At 41.8% G+C, this 16780-nt stretch carries 15 protein-coding genes; 3 read left to right on the forward strand and 12 right to left on the reverse strand.

The annotated features are described in order from the left end of the window. Positions 1-133: 133 nt before the first annotated feature. Positions 134-1555, forward strand: coding sequence for an adenylate/guanylate cyclase domain-containing protein (locus tag QL886_RS03860; protein ID WP_290177693.1), 1422 nt, complete (start codon positions 134-136; stop codon positions 1553-1555). A 97-nt stretch (positions 1556-1652) separates the two neighbouring features. Here the strand turns inward: QL886_RS03860 and fdx are convergent, their stop codons facing one another. The 8 genes from fdx to QL886_RS03900 all read right to left on the reverse strand — a co-directional run bounded on the left by fdx (position 1653) and on the right by QL886_RS03900 (position 8812). Then, positions 1653-1991, reverse strand: coding sequence for an ISC system 2Fe-2S type ferredoxin (fdx, locus tag QL886_RS03865; RefSeq protein WP_101206134.1), 339 nt, complete (start codon positions 1989-1991; stop codon positions 1653-1655). Positions 1992-2077: 86 nt separating this feature from the next. After that, positions 2078-3958 carry a Fe-S protein assembly chaperone HscA gene (hscA, locus tag QL886_RS03870; RefSeq protein WP_290177694.1) on the reverse strand — a complete coding sequence of 627 codons (1881 nt, stop codon included), beginning with the start codon at positions 3956-3958 and terminating at the stop codon, positions 2078-2080. A gap of 209 nt (positions 3959-4167) precedes the next feature. Further along, a complete protein-coding gene (gene hscB, locus QL886_RS03875; protein WP_290177695.1) occupies positions 4168-4749 on the reverse strand; it encodes a Fe-S protein assembly co-chaperone HscB in 582 nt (193 codons plus the stop codon). Between the two features lie 174 nt (positions 4750-4923). Next, entirely contained in the window at positions 4924-5244 is a 321-nt protein-coding gene (gene iscA, locus QL886_RS03880; RefSeq protein ID WP_021814983.1) for an iron-sulfur cluster assembly protein IscA, read from the reverse strand. Between the two features lie 231 nt (positions 5245-5475). Beyond that, entirely contained in the window at positions 5476-5886 is a 411-nt protein-coding gene (gene iscU / locus QL886_RS03885) for a Fe-S cluster assembly scaffold IscU (RefSeq protein ID WP_057759218.1), read from the reverse strand. 154 nt (positions 5887-6040) lie between these two features. Beyond that, positions 6041-7267 (reverse strand): IscS subfamily cysteine desulfurase, encoded by a 1227-nt coding sequence (locus QL886_RS03890; protein WP_057759220.1) that lies wholly within the window; start codon positions 7265-7267, stop codon positions 6041-6043. After that, a complete protein-coding gene (locus QL886_RS03895) occupies positions 7264-7773 on the reverse strand; it encodes an Rrf2 family transcriptional regulator (RefSeq protein ID WP_057759222.1) in 510 nt (169 codons plus the stop codon). The genes QL886_RS03890 and QL886_RS03895 overlap by 4 nt, the downstream gene beginning before the upstream one ends. 394 nt (positions 7774-8167) lie before the next feature. Next, the gene (locus QL886_RS03900) at positions 8168-8812 is read right to left on the reverse strand and encodes a hypothetical protein (RefSeq protein ID WP_290177696.1); all 645 of its coding nucleotides are present in this window, start codon (positions 8810-8812) and stop codon (positions 8168-8170) included. 524 nt (positions 8813-9336) lie between these two features. Between QL886_RS03900 and QL886_RS03905 the strand changes: the two genes are divergently transcribed. Next, entirely contained in the window at positions 9337-9609 is a 273-nt protein-coding gene (locus QL886_RS03905; protein ID WP_045445077.1) for an HU family DNA-binding protein, read from the forward strand. A 351-nt stretch (positions 9610-9960) separates the two neighbouring features. Beyond that, positions 9961-11835, forward strand: a complete 1875-nt coding sequence (locus tag QL886_RS03910) for a SurA N-terminal domain-containing protein (RefSeq protein ID WP_290177697.1) — start codon at positions 9961-9963, stop codon at positions 11833-11835. Positions 11836-12016: 181 nt separating this feature from the next. On the opposite strand, the gene purH is transcribed toward QL886_RS03910, so the two are convergent. The 4 genes from purH to prmA all read right to left on the reverse strand — a co-directional run bounded on the left by purH (position 12017) and on the right by prmA (position 16649). Further along, on the reverse strand, positions 12017-13597 hold the full coding sequence (purH, locus tag QL886_RS03915) for a bifunctional phosphoribosylaminoimidazolecarboxamide formyltransferase/IMP cyclohydrolase (protein ID WP_290177698.1): 1581 nt from the start codon (positions 13595-13597) through the stop codon (positions 12017-12019). Between the two features lie 149 nt (positions 13598-13746). Next, on the reverse strand, positions 13747-14109 hold the full coding sequence (gene fis / locus QL886_RS03920) for a DNA-binding transcriptional regulator Fis (RefSeq protein WP_290177699.1): 363 nt from the start codon (positions 14107-14109) through the stop codon (positions 13747-13749). Between the two features lie 178 nt (positions 14110-14287). Further along, positions 14288-15550, reverse strand: a complete 1263-nt coding sequence (locus QL886_RS03925; RefSeq protein ID WP_290177700.1) for a DUF3426 domain-containing protein — start codon at positions 15548-15550, stop codon at positions 14288-14290. Between the two features lie 172 nt (positions 15551-15722). Continuing rightward, positions 15723-16649, reverse strand: coding sequence for a 50S ribosomal protein L11 methyltransferase (gene prmA / locus QL886_RS03930; RefSeq protein WP_102094262.1), 927 nt, complete (start codon positions 16647-16649; stop codon positions 15723-15725). Positions 16650-16780: the final 131 nt, after the last annotated feature.

The raw sequence follows: 16780 nt of genomic DNA on the forward strand, positions 1-16780 counted from the left end.
AACTTATTTCAAAAGTATAATATATTATTAGATATATCTTATGATAAATCGTCATAAGGACAAATAACGTACATATGTTAGTGTAGTATGCCTTTGTCTCTCAGATAGCTCACCTTATTCAAGTGAATCTCATATGACCTTCTCAGAGACATTCAAACCAATGACGCCGTTAAAGGACACTGGAACATGTCATTTTGACTATCCAGAAGTGTTCGTGTTAATACTGACGGTTGTGTTGCGTGCTATATACTACGACTTCCGCTCTATCTCAATGGCATTGTTGGTTATTATTACATTGCCAAGCCTCATGATCCTGATATACAACTACCGACGCCAGACCAGCTTTTGGACGTCTAATATCGTTATTATTCTATTATCGGTTGTCATCGGCTCACTACAATGCTGTACGGTCATATCAATCAGTTTGGCTGCTTTGATTGGTATACGTATCATTCTTAGCCGACCTGAGAATCACCTCAGACTGTTATCTGTATCTGTCGTGACTATCATTGTATTTTTCTACGTTAGCACAGTCTTAAATGCGAATAGTATGGACTTTGATGAAGGTCTATTACCATTGATAGTAATGGTGGCAAGTTTAGGCGTTATTTTGTACCAGTTCTGGCGTATCTATCAGCAACATATTACTTTTAAAGCACGTGCCCATCAGGCTAGTGGACGCCTGAATACGATGGTATCAGTGATCAATAAGCTTACCCGTTTTGTACCACCACAAATTTGGGAGCCTATTGTCAAATCGGATAGCCCTGTTAGGGTTTCTAATAAACGTGCAAAAATAACTATCATGTTTTCGGATATTGTCGGCTTTACCGAGCTGTCTGATAGTCTAAGCTCTGATAATTTGGCAGATATTCTCAATACTTATATGCATTGCATGACGTCGATCGCTGACAAACATGGTGCAGTGCTTGATAAGTTTATTGGCGATGGCATGGTATGTTTCTTTGGTGAACCGAATAGCCGCGGCTCGCGTCAAGATGCACTAGATTGTGTGGCGATGGCAATTGATATGCGCCGAGAAATGCGTACTTTGCGCCAAAAATGGCGGTTGATGGGGTTTGAAGGCTTATATATACGTGTTGGTATAACCACTGGCTACTGTCACGTTGGTAATTTTGGTAGTAGTAGTCGATTAAGCTATACAATCATTGGCAAAGAAGCCAACCTAGCTTCTAGGCTCGAGTCCTGTGCGGGTAAAGATCAGATATTGGTCAGTGAAAGCACTTACGATTATATATGCCATAACTATGAATGCGAGCACGTTGCCGCATTTTGCTTAAAAGGTATTGATGAAAAGGTCGATGCATGGCAAGTACTTGATCCTAGTGGCAGTACAGGTCATCTGTCTAAATGGGTTGACCACACATTGCCTGGTTTCAATTTGCATTTGAATTTTAAAGATATGAAAGACAATGATTATCAAGATATTAGAGCTCGTTTAAATTTTGCGCTAGAACGCATCGAGCAAGAGGAAGAAAAAGTAGTAAAGGGCATAGCTGCAGAAAGTAAGCGTGAAGATGCCAATCGCAAATAAGCGTTTCAAGCTTAATATATTAAAGTCATATATAGAAAAAGGCCAGCTATCACATAGTTGGCCTTTTTTAATCTTAACTAGAAAGTATCATCAGTGTTTAATGATTTTCTTTAGCATGATTGAGGGTATATTTAGGAACTTCGATGGTCAAGTCTTCATCATCAAGCATGACCTGACAAGATAAACGTGAGTCAGGCTCTAGTCCCCAAGCACGATCAAGCAGATCAGCTTCAATATCATCCATCTCATCTAAACTGTTGAAACCCTTGCGTACTACAACATGACATGTGGTACAAGCTTTTGACATCTCACAGGCATGCTCGATTTTAATACCTTTTTCTAATAGTGCTTTGCACAAGTTTTCACCAGCTTGTAGCTCAACTTCTGCGCCTTCAGGGCAAATTTCGTGGTGGGGTAGTACGGTAACTTTTGGCATAAATTATCTGTCCGATGCTAATCAATTTAAAAAATATTAGAAGTTAGCTTAATATGTTAGCTAAGCTATATATATCGATGTATTTATTACCAGTCTTTGGCACTAGTACCGGCCATACTGGTCTTGACGCTTTGATTCATAATACGTGCAGCAAAGGCGTCACTATGTGGCTTGAGCTGTGCTTGTTGTGCTTCAATAAGCGCTAAGTCATCAGTGCTAAGAGAGTTACGTAGCGCCTGTATATACTCTGCTAATGACTGTTGTTCTTCAGTAGAAAGCAACGCTGCAAATTCGTTAAGTGCCGACTCTAGGGCGAGTACTTCACGTTCCGCTTCTACTTTTGTCTCAATCAAAGAACGTGCATTTTTGTCTTCTTCTGCGTGTTTGAATCCTGCAACAAGCAACTGTTCTTTTTGCTCATCTGATAGACCATAAGAAGGCACAATCTCGATTTTGCTTTCTGTTTTGGTCGTAGTTTCTTGCGCACTGACAGTAAGCTGACCATTAGCGTCGATACTAAAGGTAACTTCGATACGAGCAAAACCAGCTTTCATTGGCGGGATACCATACAGCTCAAAACGTCCAAGTGAACGACAGTTTTCTACCGTTTCGCGCTCGCCTTGCACCACGTGAATCACCATGCCTGTTTGACCATCTTGATACGTGGTAAATACCTGACGTTTCTTCACAGGGATAGGTGTGTTGCGTGGGATGAGTACTTCGACCAAACCACCCATGGTCTCAAGACCTAATGATAATGGTGTCACGTCCAATAACAACAAATTGTTGTCACTATCACCATTGACCAATTGATGAGCAGTCTGGGCAGCGCCCAAGGCAACAACCTCATCTGGATTTAGACGGCAAAGTGGCTGCTTAGCAAAAAACTCAGTCACGACTTGCTGTACGGCAGGCATACGAGTCGAGCCGCCCACTAAGATAACTTCATCTAGATCTGTAGTAGACAGCTTGGCATCGCGTAGGACTTGTTCGCACACACTGAGCGTACGGCGACTAACAGGCTCTACGATAGTTAGCACATCTGTACGGCTTAATACGCCTTGATAAGACTGACCATTGATAGTGACACTGATGTCTACTTGATCAGCATCAGTCAGTGCTTGTTTATAAGCTTTGGCTTGTTGAGCTAGTATTGATTTGTCATGCAGGCTTACGTCTTTTGGATCGATATTTAATTGTTTAATAATCCAATTGGTAATAAGACGATCAATATCATCGCCGCCTAGGGCGCTATTACCACCAGTTGCCAACACTTCAAAGACACCATCGGTAAGTTTTAAGATAGAGACGTCAAAAGTACCACCGCCCAAATCATAGATTAAGTAATAGCTCTCTTTTTTATTGTCTTCTGATGATTGGTCAAGACCATAAGCGACTGCCGCCGCTGTTGGTTCATTCAACAAGCGAAGTACGTTGATACCCGCTGCTTGAGCGGCGTCTTTGGTTGCTTGGCGCTGTGCTTCATCAAAATAAGCGGGAACCGTAATTACGGCACCTTCAATACTATCTGCAGGTAAAGCACTCGCTGCACGTTGCTCAAGAGTGGCTAAGATACGCGCTGATACTGCAACAGGAGAAACCTCACCTTGTGCTGTTACAAATGCGGGCATATCATCTTTACTACCAGACAGCTCATAAGGATGAGAGAATTTGATATCAGCTTGACTGCGACCCATAAAACGCTTAGCCGAGACGATCGTATTTTTTGGATCATCCGCTAGATGCGCTAGAGCGTCATAGCCGACCAATGGCGTACCAGTAGCTGGATAATAGACAACAGACGGTAATAATGTATCTGTCGCCGAACCTGCCTCTAAGACTTGTGCCTTACCTGAACGCACCACAGCAACCAACGAGCGTGTAGTACCAAGGTCGATGCCCAAGCCAAATTTATGTTGGTGAGGTTGAGCGCTTTGATTAGGTTCAGCAATTTGCATTAAAGACATAAGAATAACTCAGAGATAAAATGAATAAGTGAAATGGAGCAAATATAGCATATGTAGTACAAGAGCTTAACGTCAGTAATCTCACTCCATGGAATACAGGTTCTGACAGTTTGATGCGCTTAGACTCAAAGATTATACGGTATCACGGTCACTATTTTAACCAAATATATAGAATTTAGCTTGTTAGTGAGAGCCATAACCACAGATGTTTAGACGTATAAGTCATCGTCATCTGAATGCGATGAATTTGCGACATCATCAAGCCCAGTCGTCACATCAGCATTTAGCTTAACCAAAAATTTCAGTTTCTGTGTCGCATCAATCGCTGTTTGCCAATTTTGATTTTGATAAGCGTTACTAAAGCGTTCAGATTGATTTGCTAGGCGCTCTGTAATTTGAGGATGTAATTGCTGCAAGGCTACAAGATCTTTGTCCTCGATAGCATCATCTAGATTCATACGCATCTGCATCGCATCTTCTAAAAAGTCCAAATCTGCGATTGAGTGCTCTATGTTTTGTGCTTGATCCGCCATGTCTAATAAATAACCAGCACGGCTATCAGGAGCACTTAGCGTTTGATACGCTTGGTTGATTAAAGCCGACGCTTTTTCAGAATGCAACTGTGCTTGAACCATATCGGTCTGGTTTTTGGCGACATTATCAGGATGAAAGCGTTTTTGCAGCAATCGCAAACGTTGCTCTAGATTACTTTGGTTGATTTCAAATTGTACAGGCTGCTCAAATAGGGCAAAGAAGTTATCAAACTGTGGTTCTGAAGTAATATCTGTCATAATCTGATGCCTTGCTTTTTTATTTGTTTTTGAAGTCATGACCTAGCTAAGAATACTGAATCGCTTGGCTGCTCAACTACATTAGCCATTTTTCATAGCGATAGCAGAGATACTGCACTATTCTTATGAAAGCTTGGTGAAGCATAAATCTATCAGTTTTCAGCCATTGAACAATTAAACTGTAAACGACTCACCGCAACCACATTCACCTTTTTGGTTAGGATTGGTGAATTTAAAGCCTTCGTTTAAGCCTTCTTTTTCGTAATCCATTAACAAGCCGTCTAAATATACGAGGCTTTTAGGATCAATAAAGATGCTAACACCGCGACTTTCATAACGCGTGTCGTTTTCATCAGGGGTATCTACAAACTCTAAAACGTAAGCCAAGCCCGAGCAACCCGCCGTACGGATACCAACTCGAATGCCTTCGCCTTTGCCGCGATTGTCCAAAAAGTCTCGAACATGCTGAGCGGCGCGTTCTGTCATTTCAATCATGCCAACTCCCATTGACTATTAATCATAAATATCAATAAAAAATCTAGATAAACTGGTAATCAGAATTATGAAATTACCAAAACAATAAGCTTGCGACTATTAGAAAACAAAAGGTGACAATTACATAAGTGTCATTGTCACCTCTTTAGCGTCAGTAGCGATTATACATTGCTACTTTAGCGTTGCTAGTACAACGTAGCGCATACGCTAGCAGGTTTAGCCTAGCTTAACTTAGATCGCAGCTTCTTCTGCTGGAGCGGCTACGCCATGCTTACCTTTATAGTCGCTAATAGCGGCTTTAATAGCGTCTTCTGCAAGTACAGAGCAATGCACTTTTACTGGTGGTAATGCTAGCTCTTGAGCGATATCGTTGTTTTTGATTTCGCCAGCTTGATCCAAGCTCTTGCCTTTTAGCCACTCAGTAACAAGCGAGCTTGAAGCAATCGCTGAACCGCAGCCATAAGTTTTAAAACGTGCATCTTCGATAATACCATTATCGTCGACTTGGATTTGTAGACGCATTACATCGCCACATGCTGGGGCACCGACCATACCGGTACCAACGTTTTTGGCGTTTTTATCAAGATTACCAACGTTGCGTGGGTTTTCGTAATGATCAATAACTTGGTCACTATAGGCCATGGGGTTTTCTCCTAGTTAGATGATGAGTAGTCGTTTATCAACTTTAAATGTCTAACTACTCATCGATAATTGGGGTCAAACGCTTAATTTAATTGTCTGATCAATCGTTTAATAAATATATATTGCTAGCTATACTAAAAAGCTATATTAGAAATTAGTGCTCAGCCCACTCGACTGAGTTTAAATCAACACCTTCTTGGTACATATCCCAAAGTGGTGATAGAGCACGTAGTTTATCAACGGCTTCATGCATCTGTTTGATAACGGTATCGATGTCTTCGTCAGTGGTATAACGGCCAAAGCTAAAGCGGATTGAGCTATGTGCCAATTCATCTGGGCGACCAATAGCGCGTAGTACATACGATGGCTCAAGTGTCGCTGACGTACAGGCTGAACCTGATGATACCGCTAAGTCTTTAAGTGACATCATCAATGACTCGCCTTCAACGAAGTTAAAGCTGATGTTTACAATGTTTGGTACGCTATTCTCAAGATCACCGTTTAAGTAAATCTCTTCGATGTCTTGTAGGCCATCCCAAAGCTTTTGACGTAGTTTGGCTGCATGTGCATGGTCGGCTTCATAGCTTTCATTAGCTAAAGCAAATGCTGCGCCTAGACCAACGATTTGATGCGTTGGTAGAGTACCTGAACGCATACCGCGCTCATGACCACCGCCGTGTTGCTCAGCTTTCAAGCGAATACGTGGCTTACGACGAACAAACAATGCGCCGATACCTTTAGGGCCGTATGCTTTATGACCTGAGAAGCTCATCAAATCAATTTTCATTTCTTCAAGATTGATTTTTACTTTACCAACAGACTGTGCGCCATCAACATGGAAAACCACACCAGCTTCGCGAGTGATTTCACCAATCGCTGCAACATCAGTAATAGTACCAAGCTCATTGTTTACCATCATAAGTGATACTAAAATCGTATCATCACGTAGTGCTTCCTTTACTTGCTCTGGCAAGATAAGACCTGTGCTTGGCTGTGGCTCAAGATACGTAATTTCAAAACCTTCTTGCTCAAGCTCACGGCAAGTATCTAATACTGCTTTATGCTCAATTTTACTGGTAATGATATGTTTGCCACGAGACTGATAAAAATGTGCTGCACCTTTAATGGCTAGGTTGTCAGACTCAGTCGCACCAGAAGTAAAGACGATTTCGCGTGGATCAGCGTTGATAACTTCAGCAACTTGACCGCGAGCAGTTTCTACTGCTTCTTCCGCTTGCCAGCCGTAACCATGTGAGCGTGAAGCTGGGTTACCAAAGACACCATCTACAGTCAAATACTCGCTCATTTTAGCAGCTACTGATTTAGCAACTGGGGTAGTGGCGGCATAATCTAAGTATATAAGGTTGTTATGTTGGCTCATGCTGGGTTTGCCTCGCTGTTCGATAGAGTAATAGTATTAATGTCTTTTATGGAAATATCTTTTGTAGAGGTGTGCTGACGCTCTGAGACTGACTGCACGTTTTCCATATCTAATAATTGCGCTAATGTTATATTTTTCAAGTACTGTTCGATATGATTTGATAGTGCACACCACAGATCGTGAGTTAGGCACATTGTACCACCTTGACAGTCACCGCGTCCTTCACACTGCATCGCGTTTACTGACTCATCAACCGCAGATATGATGCTCATCACATCTATCTCATTCAATGGCTTAGCGAGATGATAACCACCTGCCGCACCGCGAATACTCGTGACAAGGCCGCGTTTGCGGAGTTTAGAAAATAACTGTTCAAGGTACGAGATTGAAATCGATTGCCGTTTGGCGATATCGGATAATGATACAGCACTGTCTTGTTGGCTGGTCTGTAATGCCAAATCTAATAATGCGGTAACAGCGTATCTGCCCCGAGTAGTCAAACGCATGTGTTATCTCCAAACTTGATGTCATTTATGTTTAACAACGATCTTAGCAAAGGTTTGAATTAGCGCTCATAAGATAAAAAGAGCAACCAATCATACGTCAGCTAAGTTTTGTCTTATCGTTATTGAACAACAGATGATTAACCCGATGTGTGCAACGATTAAGGTAATTATACTTAATCCCGAGTAATTTAGTCAAGATTAAAGTGTGGTTCAATGGTTAATCAAGCTTATTGCTGTAATTGATAAAAACAATGATGTCTAGAAGAGATATATGAGTGAGACATAAGTAGCTTAATTCGTCTGCTACAGATATATTTGACTAAGTAAAAAATAAGCGTTCAATATCTATAGAAGACATTGAACGCTTATTTATAGGTAATTCAGCGAACCAAAACTAATTCATCAGTAGTGCGATGACTGAGCCGATCATAATGACAAGCGCAACAACAGTGACAATCATCAACGTTTTTTGCTTGCTCTGAAGCTCTCTCACGGTTGTTTCAAGTTCACGGTTTTTAATGGTCAAGGTATTAATCTGTGTTTGCTGCTCTTTAATACGAAGTTTGTAGTTGTTCTTTTTTTCTTCCAAATCAGCTTCTGTAGGTTTGGTTTTGGCTTTACCACCTATTATCTTTTTAATCAGCCCCTGAATCAAGCTGCCAAGCCCAAGTTGCATAATAAACTGTTTAACCAGTTGTACTTGAATCGACTCACCGCGCATCTGTAGCTTTTCAGTGGTTTCGCTATCATGAGTCGTGATGGCATTGATAACTTGAATGCTATAGGCATTGATAACCACGTCAGGTTCACTACGACCAATCGGCAGCTGAGCATCTAGTAACACGCCCTTGGTACTAAAGGTGGCAAATACTTCTACATGTGGTAAATACAGGCGAAGCGCCACCACGGTGCCTTGCTTAGCAAGCGGATAAGCGGCCTTACGCAGTTCAGGATCCAAACGTAACAATAATGTCAGCGCCGACTCGATAAATACTAAAATGATATTAAGAAAAGAGTGAGACAACGTAGAACGCTTCATGTAAGTAATCCGTTTTTTATTTAGCAAGTTTTAGATATTTAGCAAACAGAAGTCTGTATTTGCCCAATACTTGCAGTGATATTTTGCTTATAGTAACGTCTTTATAATAAAAAGTAACGCTAGTTTCTGTAGTGGCTAAACTATTACATTACAATTTAGCAGTCAATAAAGACACTCTTATTTATGACCAGTAATATACAAACTTAATGTATAGCAATGCACAGACGGCAATTGACAAATCTGACAAAGCGTAGAAAATAGGAAAGCCAATCGTCTCAGTTATGCAGAGCCACTTATATATAAATTCCTAACGCTTTGCGTAACATTAGGTGTCAAATACGTAGTGTAGAGCACAAAAATATGTAAAATCGCTTGCGCTCCTTATGCTGCCTTGATATAAAGACGATAACAAAGAAGAACCTGTTAATGCGCCAGTTAGGTAGTTTTTATTGCGTAAGCACCATGAGAGCGTTACAATACTTGGCGTGAGCATTTATTACCCCCTTAAACTTGAAGGAAATTTTATGAATAAGTCAGAATTAATTGATAGCATCGCAGACAAAAGTGGTCTAAATAAAACCCAAGCTGGTGATGCACTAAACGCTGTTATGGAAAGTGTTGGCGAAGCACTAGAAGCTGGCGATAGCATCTCATTAGTTGGCTTTGGTACTTTCAGTGTAAAAGATCGCAAAGCACGCACTGGTCGCAACCCTAAGACTGGCGAAGAGCTAAGCATTCCAGCAAGCAAAGTACCAAGCTTCAAAGCTGGTAAAAACTTAAAAGAGCGCTTGAACTAAGCCGCCTTTTTAAGCGTAGAATGATAGTCGGTGGTCCATAGCTGAGGTAATAAGCTAACCATCGAAGAGAGCACCTAATATTTAGGTGCTTTTTTTATCGCTATAGTTTGTATCATGCGTCGTGAATATTTTGAGTCTGCATGAAAAATCACGTATCATAGGGCGCGCGATAGGTGTGTCATTTAAGTCAGATTTCTTTAGTAAATTTTGTTTTTTACTATAAAATGCATACGCTCTTACTCTTACCATTGCTAGCTTAAATAGTACTGATATTGACAGGTTGCACTCAACAGCTCGTAACAGTATTACAATGGTTTTTCATCAATATAGGTTAATAAAGCAGAGATAACTATGGATAAATTGCGCGATTTCTTAAAAAGCTGGCCAGGTCGCATTTTATTGATTTTATGCCTATCGCCGCTCGCTCTCTTGGGTGTCGAAAGCTATTTTGGCGGCAACGTCGATCCCAACCAGATTGCGCAGGTAGGTGAGGCAAGCGTAGGACTGTCCGAGTATCAAACTGCTGTCAATAGCCGTCGTTCCGAAGTACTAGAGCAAGTCGAAGATGCCAGCCTGTTGAATGAAGATGTGCTTCATGAGCAAGTATTAAAGGGTCTAATCGACCGTACGTTATTAGAGCAGCAAGCAGGCAAGCTTGGTATGACAGTCTCTGACGACACGATCAATCGTCTGCTGCGTCAAGAAGAAATATTCCAAGATGCAGAAGGTAACTTTTCAAACGATCAGTTCTCAAACTTCTTGCGTCAGCGCGGCATGACGAAAAACCAGCTATTTGCAGAATTTCGCAATCAGTTAAGCTTGGATCAATTAAACGCTAGTATCGTTGGTACGGCCGTCTATCCTATGCAAGCGGTCAGTCAATTGATTGACTTGCAACTTGAGTCGCGCAACGTTTGGGTGCATCGCTTTAATTGGCAAGACTATGCTGACAAAGTTAAGCTTAGCAAAGCAGACATTCAGTCCTACTATGATGCTAACAAAGACACATTGAAAAGTGCAGCGATGGTTGACTTGGCGTATATCCAGCTTAGCCCGCAAACTATTAAGGTTGATGAAGTAACGGCAGAAGAATTGCAGCAACAGTATGAAGCTTATAAACAAAGCATCGCGGCTACTGATGAGCGCAAAGTCAGTCAGATTCTGTTTACTGGTAAAGATGCTAAAACAAGAGCAGATAAAGTGAAAGCACGTCTGAATAAAGGTGAAGCGTTTGCTGCGCTTGCTAAAGCAGAGTCGGATGATCCATCAGGTGAAACAGGTGGTGATATCGGACGCTTTAATCCATCAGTGTTTGGCAGTGATGCAGATACTGTACAAGAGGCACTAGAAGGGTTGAGCGTTGGTGATGTAACTGCGCCTATCAAAACCAGCTTTGGTTATCAGATATTTACGGTTACTGAAGACAATGGCAAAAAGATTCCAAGTCTAGACAGTATGCGTGAAGAGCTGACTGCGAAAGCAAAAGAGTATAAACGTCAGGAAATCTATGCTGACAAAGTGACGTCAATCAACGATTTGGCGGCAGATGGCTTCAGTATCGAAGATATCGCACAGCAAGAAAACGTCAGCCTCAAGCGTATCAAAGATTATCGTAAAGTGAACAACAAGTCTGCACTGCCGCAACCAGCAGTGGTTAAACAGGCATTTGATGAGTTTACTATTCAAGATCAAGCGGTAACGGCAGGCGTGGAAGTTGGTAACGGTACCGTATGGTTACAGCCAAGCAATTATCGTCCTACTAAGACGCTTGCTTTGGCAAATGCAACTCCAAGAATCACTCAAATACTCCGTCAGCAGAAAGCGACAGCATTAGCTTTAAAAGACGCTAAAGCATTGGCTGCTGGTATCAAGACGCCAGCTGATATCAGTAAGCAGTCGGTAAGCTTCCAAGCACTGGGTGAGATTAACCGTCAAACGACGCAGCTAACAGACAAAGAGCGTGGATTGGCATTTAGCCAGCAAGCCGCTGATAACGGTGTTGTCGCGATCGCTAGTGAGACTGAGATGGGTGCAACGCTACTGGTTGGAGACCGTATTAAAACTGAGCAGCAGTCGCCACTGTCTGATATGCAAAGAGCGCAAACAGCCAGTATTATCCGTGACAATTTAGGCCAAGACCAGCTGCAAGACTATTTAGATTATCTACGTATGGTATATACGGTTGAGATTAATGAAAGCAACATGGCAAATGCGCAAGGACGCTAAGTATGTGCTAGTTTATTATTCTTAGCTATTAAAAAAGCCACTGTATCGATTGATGCAGTGGCTTTTTTTTGGGTGATGCTTTAACGATAATTATCACGAATACTATAGAAGCTGAAAATTAGTCGCAGTAATAAATACAATTGCTGTGACTAATCCCAGTCTTAAATTAATAGGTGATTGTTTAATGGCGGAAATGGCGCATACCCGTGAATACCATCGCGATACCATGCTCATTAGCAGCAGCAATAGTCTCGTCATCACGCATAGAGCCACCTGGCTGAATAATAGCAGAGATACCTACTTCAGCAGCATTATCGATGCCATCACGGAAAGGGAAGAACGCATCTGATGCCATAACAGCGCCTTCAGTTGCTAGTCCAGCATGCTCTGCTTTGATAGCAGCAATACGTGCTGAGTTAACGCGGCTCATTTGGCCTGCGCCAACACCAATAGTACGTTGGCCTTTTGCATAGACAATGGCATTAGATTTAACGTATTTTGCTACGTTCCAGCTGAACAGTAGATCTGCCACTTGCGCTTCAGTTGGTTGTACATCAGTGACGATTTTTAAGTCGTTAGCAGTGATTAAACCAAGGTCTTGCTCTTGTACCAGTAAACCACCGTTAACGCGCTTGTAGTCAAGTTGGATATCACGCTGATCTGGTGCTGGTAGCTCGCCGCATACCAATACACGTACGTTTTTCTTAGTAGCTGTCGCTTCAAGTACACCGTCTTCGATACTAGGTGCAATGATCACTTCTACGAACTGATTGTCGATAATGGCTTTTGCCGCAGCAAGCGTCAACGGACGGTTGAATGCGATGATACCACCAAAAGACGATTCAGGATCGGTGCTAAAAGCAGTACAATAAGCCGCCACTTGGTTATTATCAACCGCGACACCGCAAGGGTTGGCATGCTTAACGATAACGCAAGCAGGCGCGCTGAAAGCTTTAACGCACTCAAGCGCAGCATCGGTATCAGCGATGTTGTTATAAGACAATGCTTTGCCTTGTAACTGTTTAGCCGTTGCGATTGAGGCTTGTTTGCTTTTCAAAGGCTGATTTTCAGTATAGAAAGCCGCGTTTTGATGCGGGTTTTCACCGTAGCGTAGGTCTTGTGCTTTTTCAAGCTGTACATTGAATGTACGTGGGAAGTTTTCTGGTTCTTGAGTGTCGTTGAGACGGCTACCTAAGAAGTTTGCAATCATACCATCGTACTGTGCAGTATGCTCAAACGCCTTTACTGCCAAATCATAACGTAAAGCAGTCGTTAGTTCAGTACCACCGTCTAAGGCGTTAAGTACACGGTCATAATCAGCTGGATCAGTGACGATACCCACATGAGCGTGGTTTTTTGCCGCTGAACGTACCATGGTAGGGCCACCAATATCGATGTTTTCGATAGCGTCGTTCATAGTCACGTCAGCACGTGCGATCGTTTCAGCAAATGGATATAAGTTCACGACGACTAAGTCGATACGTTCGATCGCATGATCACTCATTACTGCATCATCTGTACCACGGCGTCCTAGGATGCCACCGTGAATTTTAGGATGCAGCGTTTTAACACGACCATCCATCATTTCAGGAAAGCCTGTGTAATCTGATACTTCAGTCACGTCGACTTTGTTTTCTGTGAGCAGACGATAAGTACCGCCAGTAGATAATAAACCAAAACCTGCTTTGAGAAGGCCTTGAGCAAACTCGACGATATTAGACTTATCGGAGACCGATAGTAGGGCAAGTGGGGTTGAACTCATAAGAAATTTTCCATAAAAAAAGCCTGACGTAAACGTCTGGCAAGGTGATGATGACAACGGTATGCCGTATCATGATAGATAAAGCGGGGAACATTTAATTGCCATACATAATGATAGTCAATGATGATGGGTAAGCTCATATAACAATGCTACATTAAATCATAGGTTTTCATTTTTTTGCGCAAAGTGCCTCGATTTAGGCCTAATATCTGAGCACATTTGGTTTGGTTGCCTCTTGTTTTTTCTAGGACGACAGATAAGAGAGGCTCTTCGACTTGCTTTAAAATTAGCTCATATAAATCAGTGGGCATCTCATCTCCTAGCATCGCAAAGTACTGACGTACCACACGCTCTACATGAACTCGTAGAGGTTGCTGCGCATTATTTGTATAGTTTTGACTAGCAAAATCAAAGCCGTGCGTAGGTGATTGGTATTCGTCTTTATTATAATCGGCAGGATGCTCAGAGCTTTTAGCAAAATGATTGGCATTATGCTGTGCATGAGGTGCCATAAAATAATATCCTTGAGATGAAGAAAAATTCTGATTGTAAGGGGTCAGAACCATAGTATATCAAATTAATATCGCCTAGCGCTGATAGATTCATCGTTATCTTGGCTATCACGGTTTAATTGAAAATGAATTTACAGTATGTTTTCTACTTACGCTTATCTATATATGACACCCTAATTTAATAAAGAGCGGTCATAGTGATTTCGCGAATTTGCGCATTAGCGACAGGGATAGTAAATAATAGCTGTCTATCTGTATTGGCAGCTAACTGACTTTGCTTGCCTAATAAATAATCGTTTGGATCTGCAATAAACTCTCCAATAATCTCATCTTTACCATAAACGCTTATTTTTACATTGGGGTATAATTGTGCCTGCGGGCTCCCATTACTTAGAGTAGCGCCTATATCACTAAATGTACCAGCAGTTTTAATCTGACTGCTTCTATGAAAGGTATTGTTGATGGTAAGCGCTGATAAGTCTGCACTGGGCAAGCTGCAGGCAGCGACAGAGCATATTGCCTGGAGACGCTGAGCATAAGCTGGGCTTTTGACTAAGTTTTCTAAGTTAAAAATAACATACTGAGCCGCGAGTAGGAGTGCTAAGACCAAACAACCTAATATCCATAATAGTGATGCAATGGAACGTGTCGTTTGGGTTGGTGCAAATGGTAGCTGTGTTTTTCTTAAGCGATCGTCGGCAGCAGGGTCTTCATCTTTAACGGGTACTCCCATATCAGAGAGAAGCTGTGATAAGTCTGTATCATCTGGTGGTGTTTCTTCGTCTTGATTTTGTTCTTCTAATAGTTTTTGCAGCCATGAATTGTTATCAGTACTCTCAACATTAGCATGAATATCATTGGCCGCTGCCGAGCTAAGCATATCCTGTGTTGATGAGGATGCTGATATTGTACTAGTAGATGGTTTCTTGGTTGATGAATTAGAGCTTTTGATAGTTTCTTTAGAAAGGGGCGCTTTTGGTTTTTCTGTGGTTGCTACGCTAGGACTGGTATTACTTGCTTGAGTCAACCATGCATCCATACTATCTAATGAGTCATACTCTTGAACGTTCTCTTCTGGATCGTCTATATCCATATCATCATAGATTAAGTCGTCATGAATCAAAGTATCAGATGGTTTTTTCTTATTGATTGAAGATGTAGGGCGATTTGGCACATTTTGAGGTTTATGCTGATTACTATTAGTAGACGTTTTTTGCTCGTTTGATATTGGTTGATTTTGAGCTTTTTGTTGAGCAGGAATGTTTTTTTGTGGTGTTGGTTTTTGAATAACCTCAGAATTTACCACAAGATGCTTATTGACCAAAAAACTTTGCTGGCACCGATCACAGCTGATGGTAGCATTGACTTGATTTAGTTGAGTTTGTTTAACGCTATAGCAAGCTTGGCAATGGGGGCATTGGGTTTTTATTGGCGTGGTCATAGAGGCGAATCCAAAAAAGTATGGTTATCAATACCGCTTAGCCACTCACCAATAGCTGCCCGCAATACTCATTTTACTTATTTAATTTCGATGAATTATGGGCAAAGACAGAGTGGCGTCAAACACATAACATTTGACTGCCCTCTATCGTAACAGATGTAATTAAATGTTGCTAGCTAGTAAATGTACCTGATAAACGTTGCCAATGTTGGTCTTCTTGTGCAGTAAAAGCATGCTTAGGATCGAGTGCAAAATATGGCTGATAAGCTTCAGTGACTTGCTCGGTTTGCGACTCAATCAAACCTGCCAAAACGATACGGCCCTTTGGCGCAACCAGTGTTGCAAAGTAAGGTGCTAAACCAATAAGCGGCTTTGCTAAAATATTGGCAACAATCACTTCTACAGGCAACACATCATGTTGCGAGCAGTACTCTGTAAATTCTTCTGGTAGAAATGCCTGTAAACGTTCGCCTACATTGTTGCGTACCGCATTCTGATTGGTAGCAAGTACCGCCTGCGGGTCGATGTCGACTGCATATACCTGACGTGCACCCAATAGTAAAGCAGCAATCCCTAGAATGCCTGAGCCACAACCATAATCGATAACCACTTTGTCTGTTAGGTCTTGCTCTGTTAGCCAGTCTAGGCATAGGCGAGTCGTAGCATGATAGCCAGTACCAAATGCCAAGCCTGGATCCATAATGATATTGGTGGCTTCAGGGTTAGGCGGCGTTAGCCAGTCAGGCACAATCCATAAGTCATTAGCACATTCGATAGGATGATAGTTGCTCATCCACTCGCGCTCCCAATCCTTATCATCAACAGCCGTTAACCAAATACGAGTAGCCTGTACTTGTGCAGCAATTTCATGACTTAATTGCTCAACCGCTTGACGACTACCAGCATCCGTAGTCGCATCAAACAATCCTGTTAGTATCACCTCATCCCAAAGCGGTGATTCACCTGGAAGTGGCTCAAACAGAGGTTGATCGCCAGCATCGTCTAAAGCGATTGATAATGCGCCTGCTTCTAACAAAAGCGCTTCAGCTAAGTCGACGTTTGATTTTTCACATTGTAAATGCAGTTGTTGCCATGCCATAAAGATAACCTTAAGCGGAAATAAAAATAAGTGTAGGTGCTAGGGGTTGCCCTAGATAAATCTACATACAATGAAATGTATAATATATATAGAGGTTTTAACTAATGAATCTAAAATATGTAAATATCAGT

Origin of the sequence: Psychrobacter sp. APC 3281, from assembly GCF_030407815.1 — a bacterium.
Lineage (GTDB): Bacteria > Pseudomonadota > Gammaproteobacteria > Pseudomonadales > Moraxellaceae > Psychrobacter.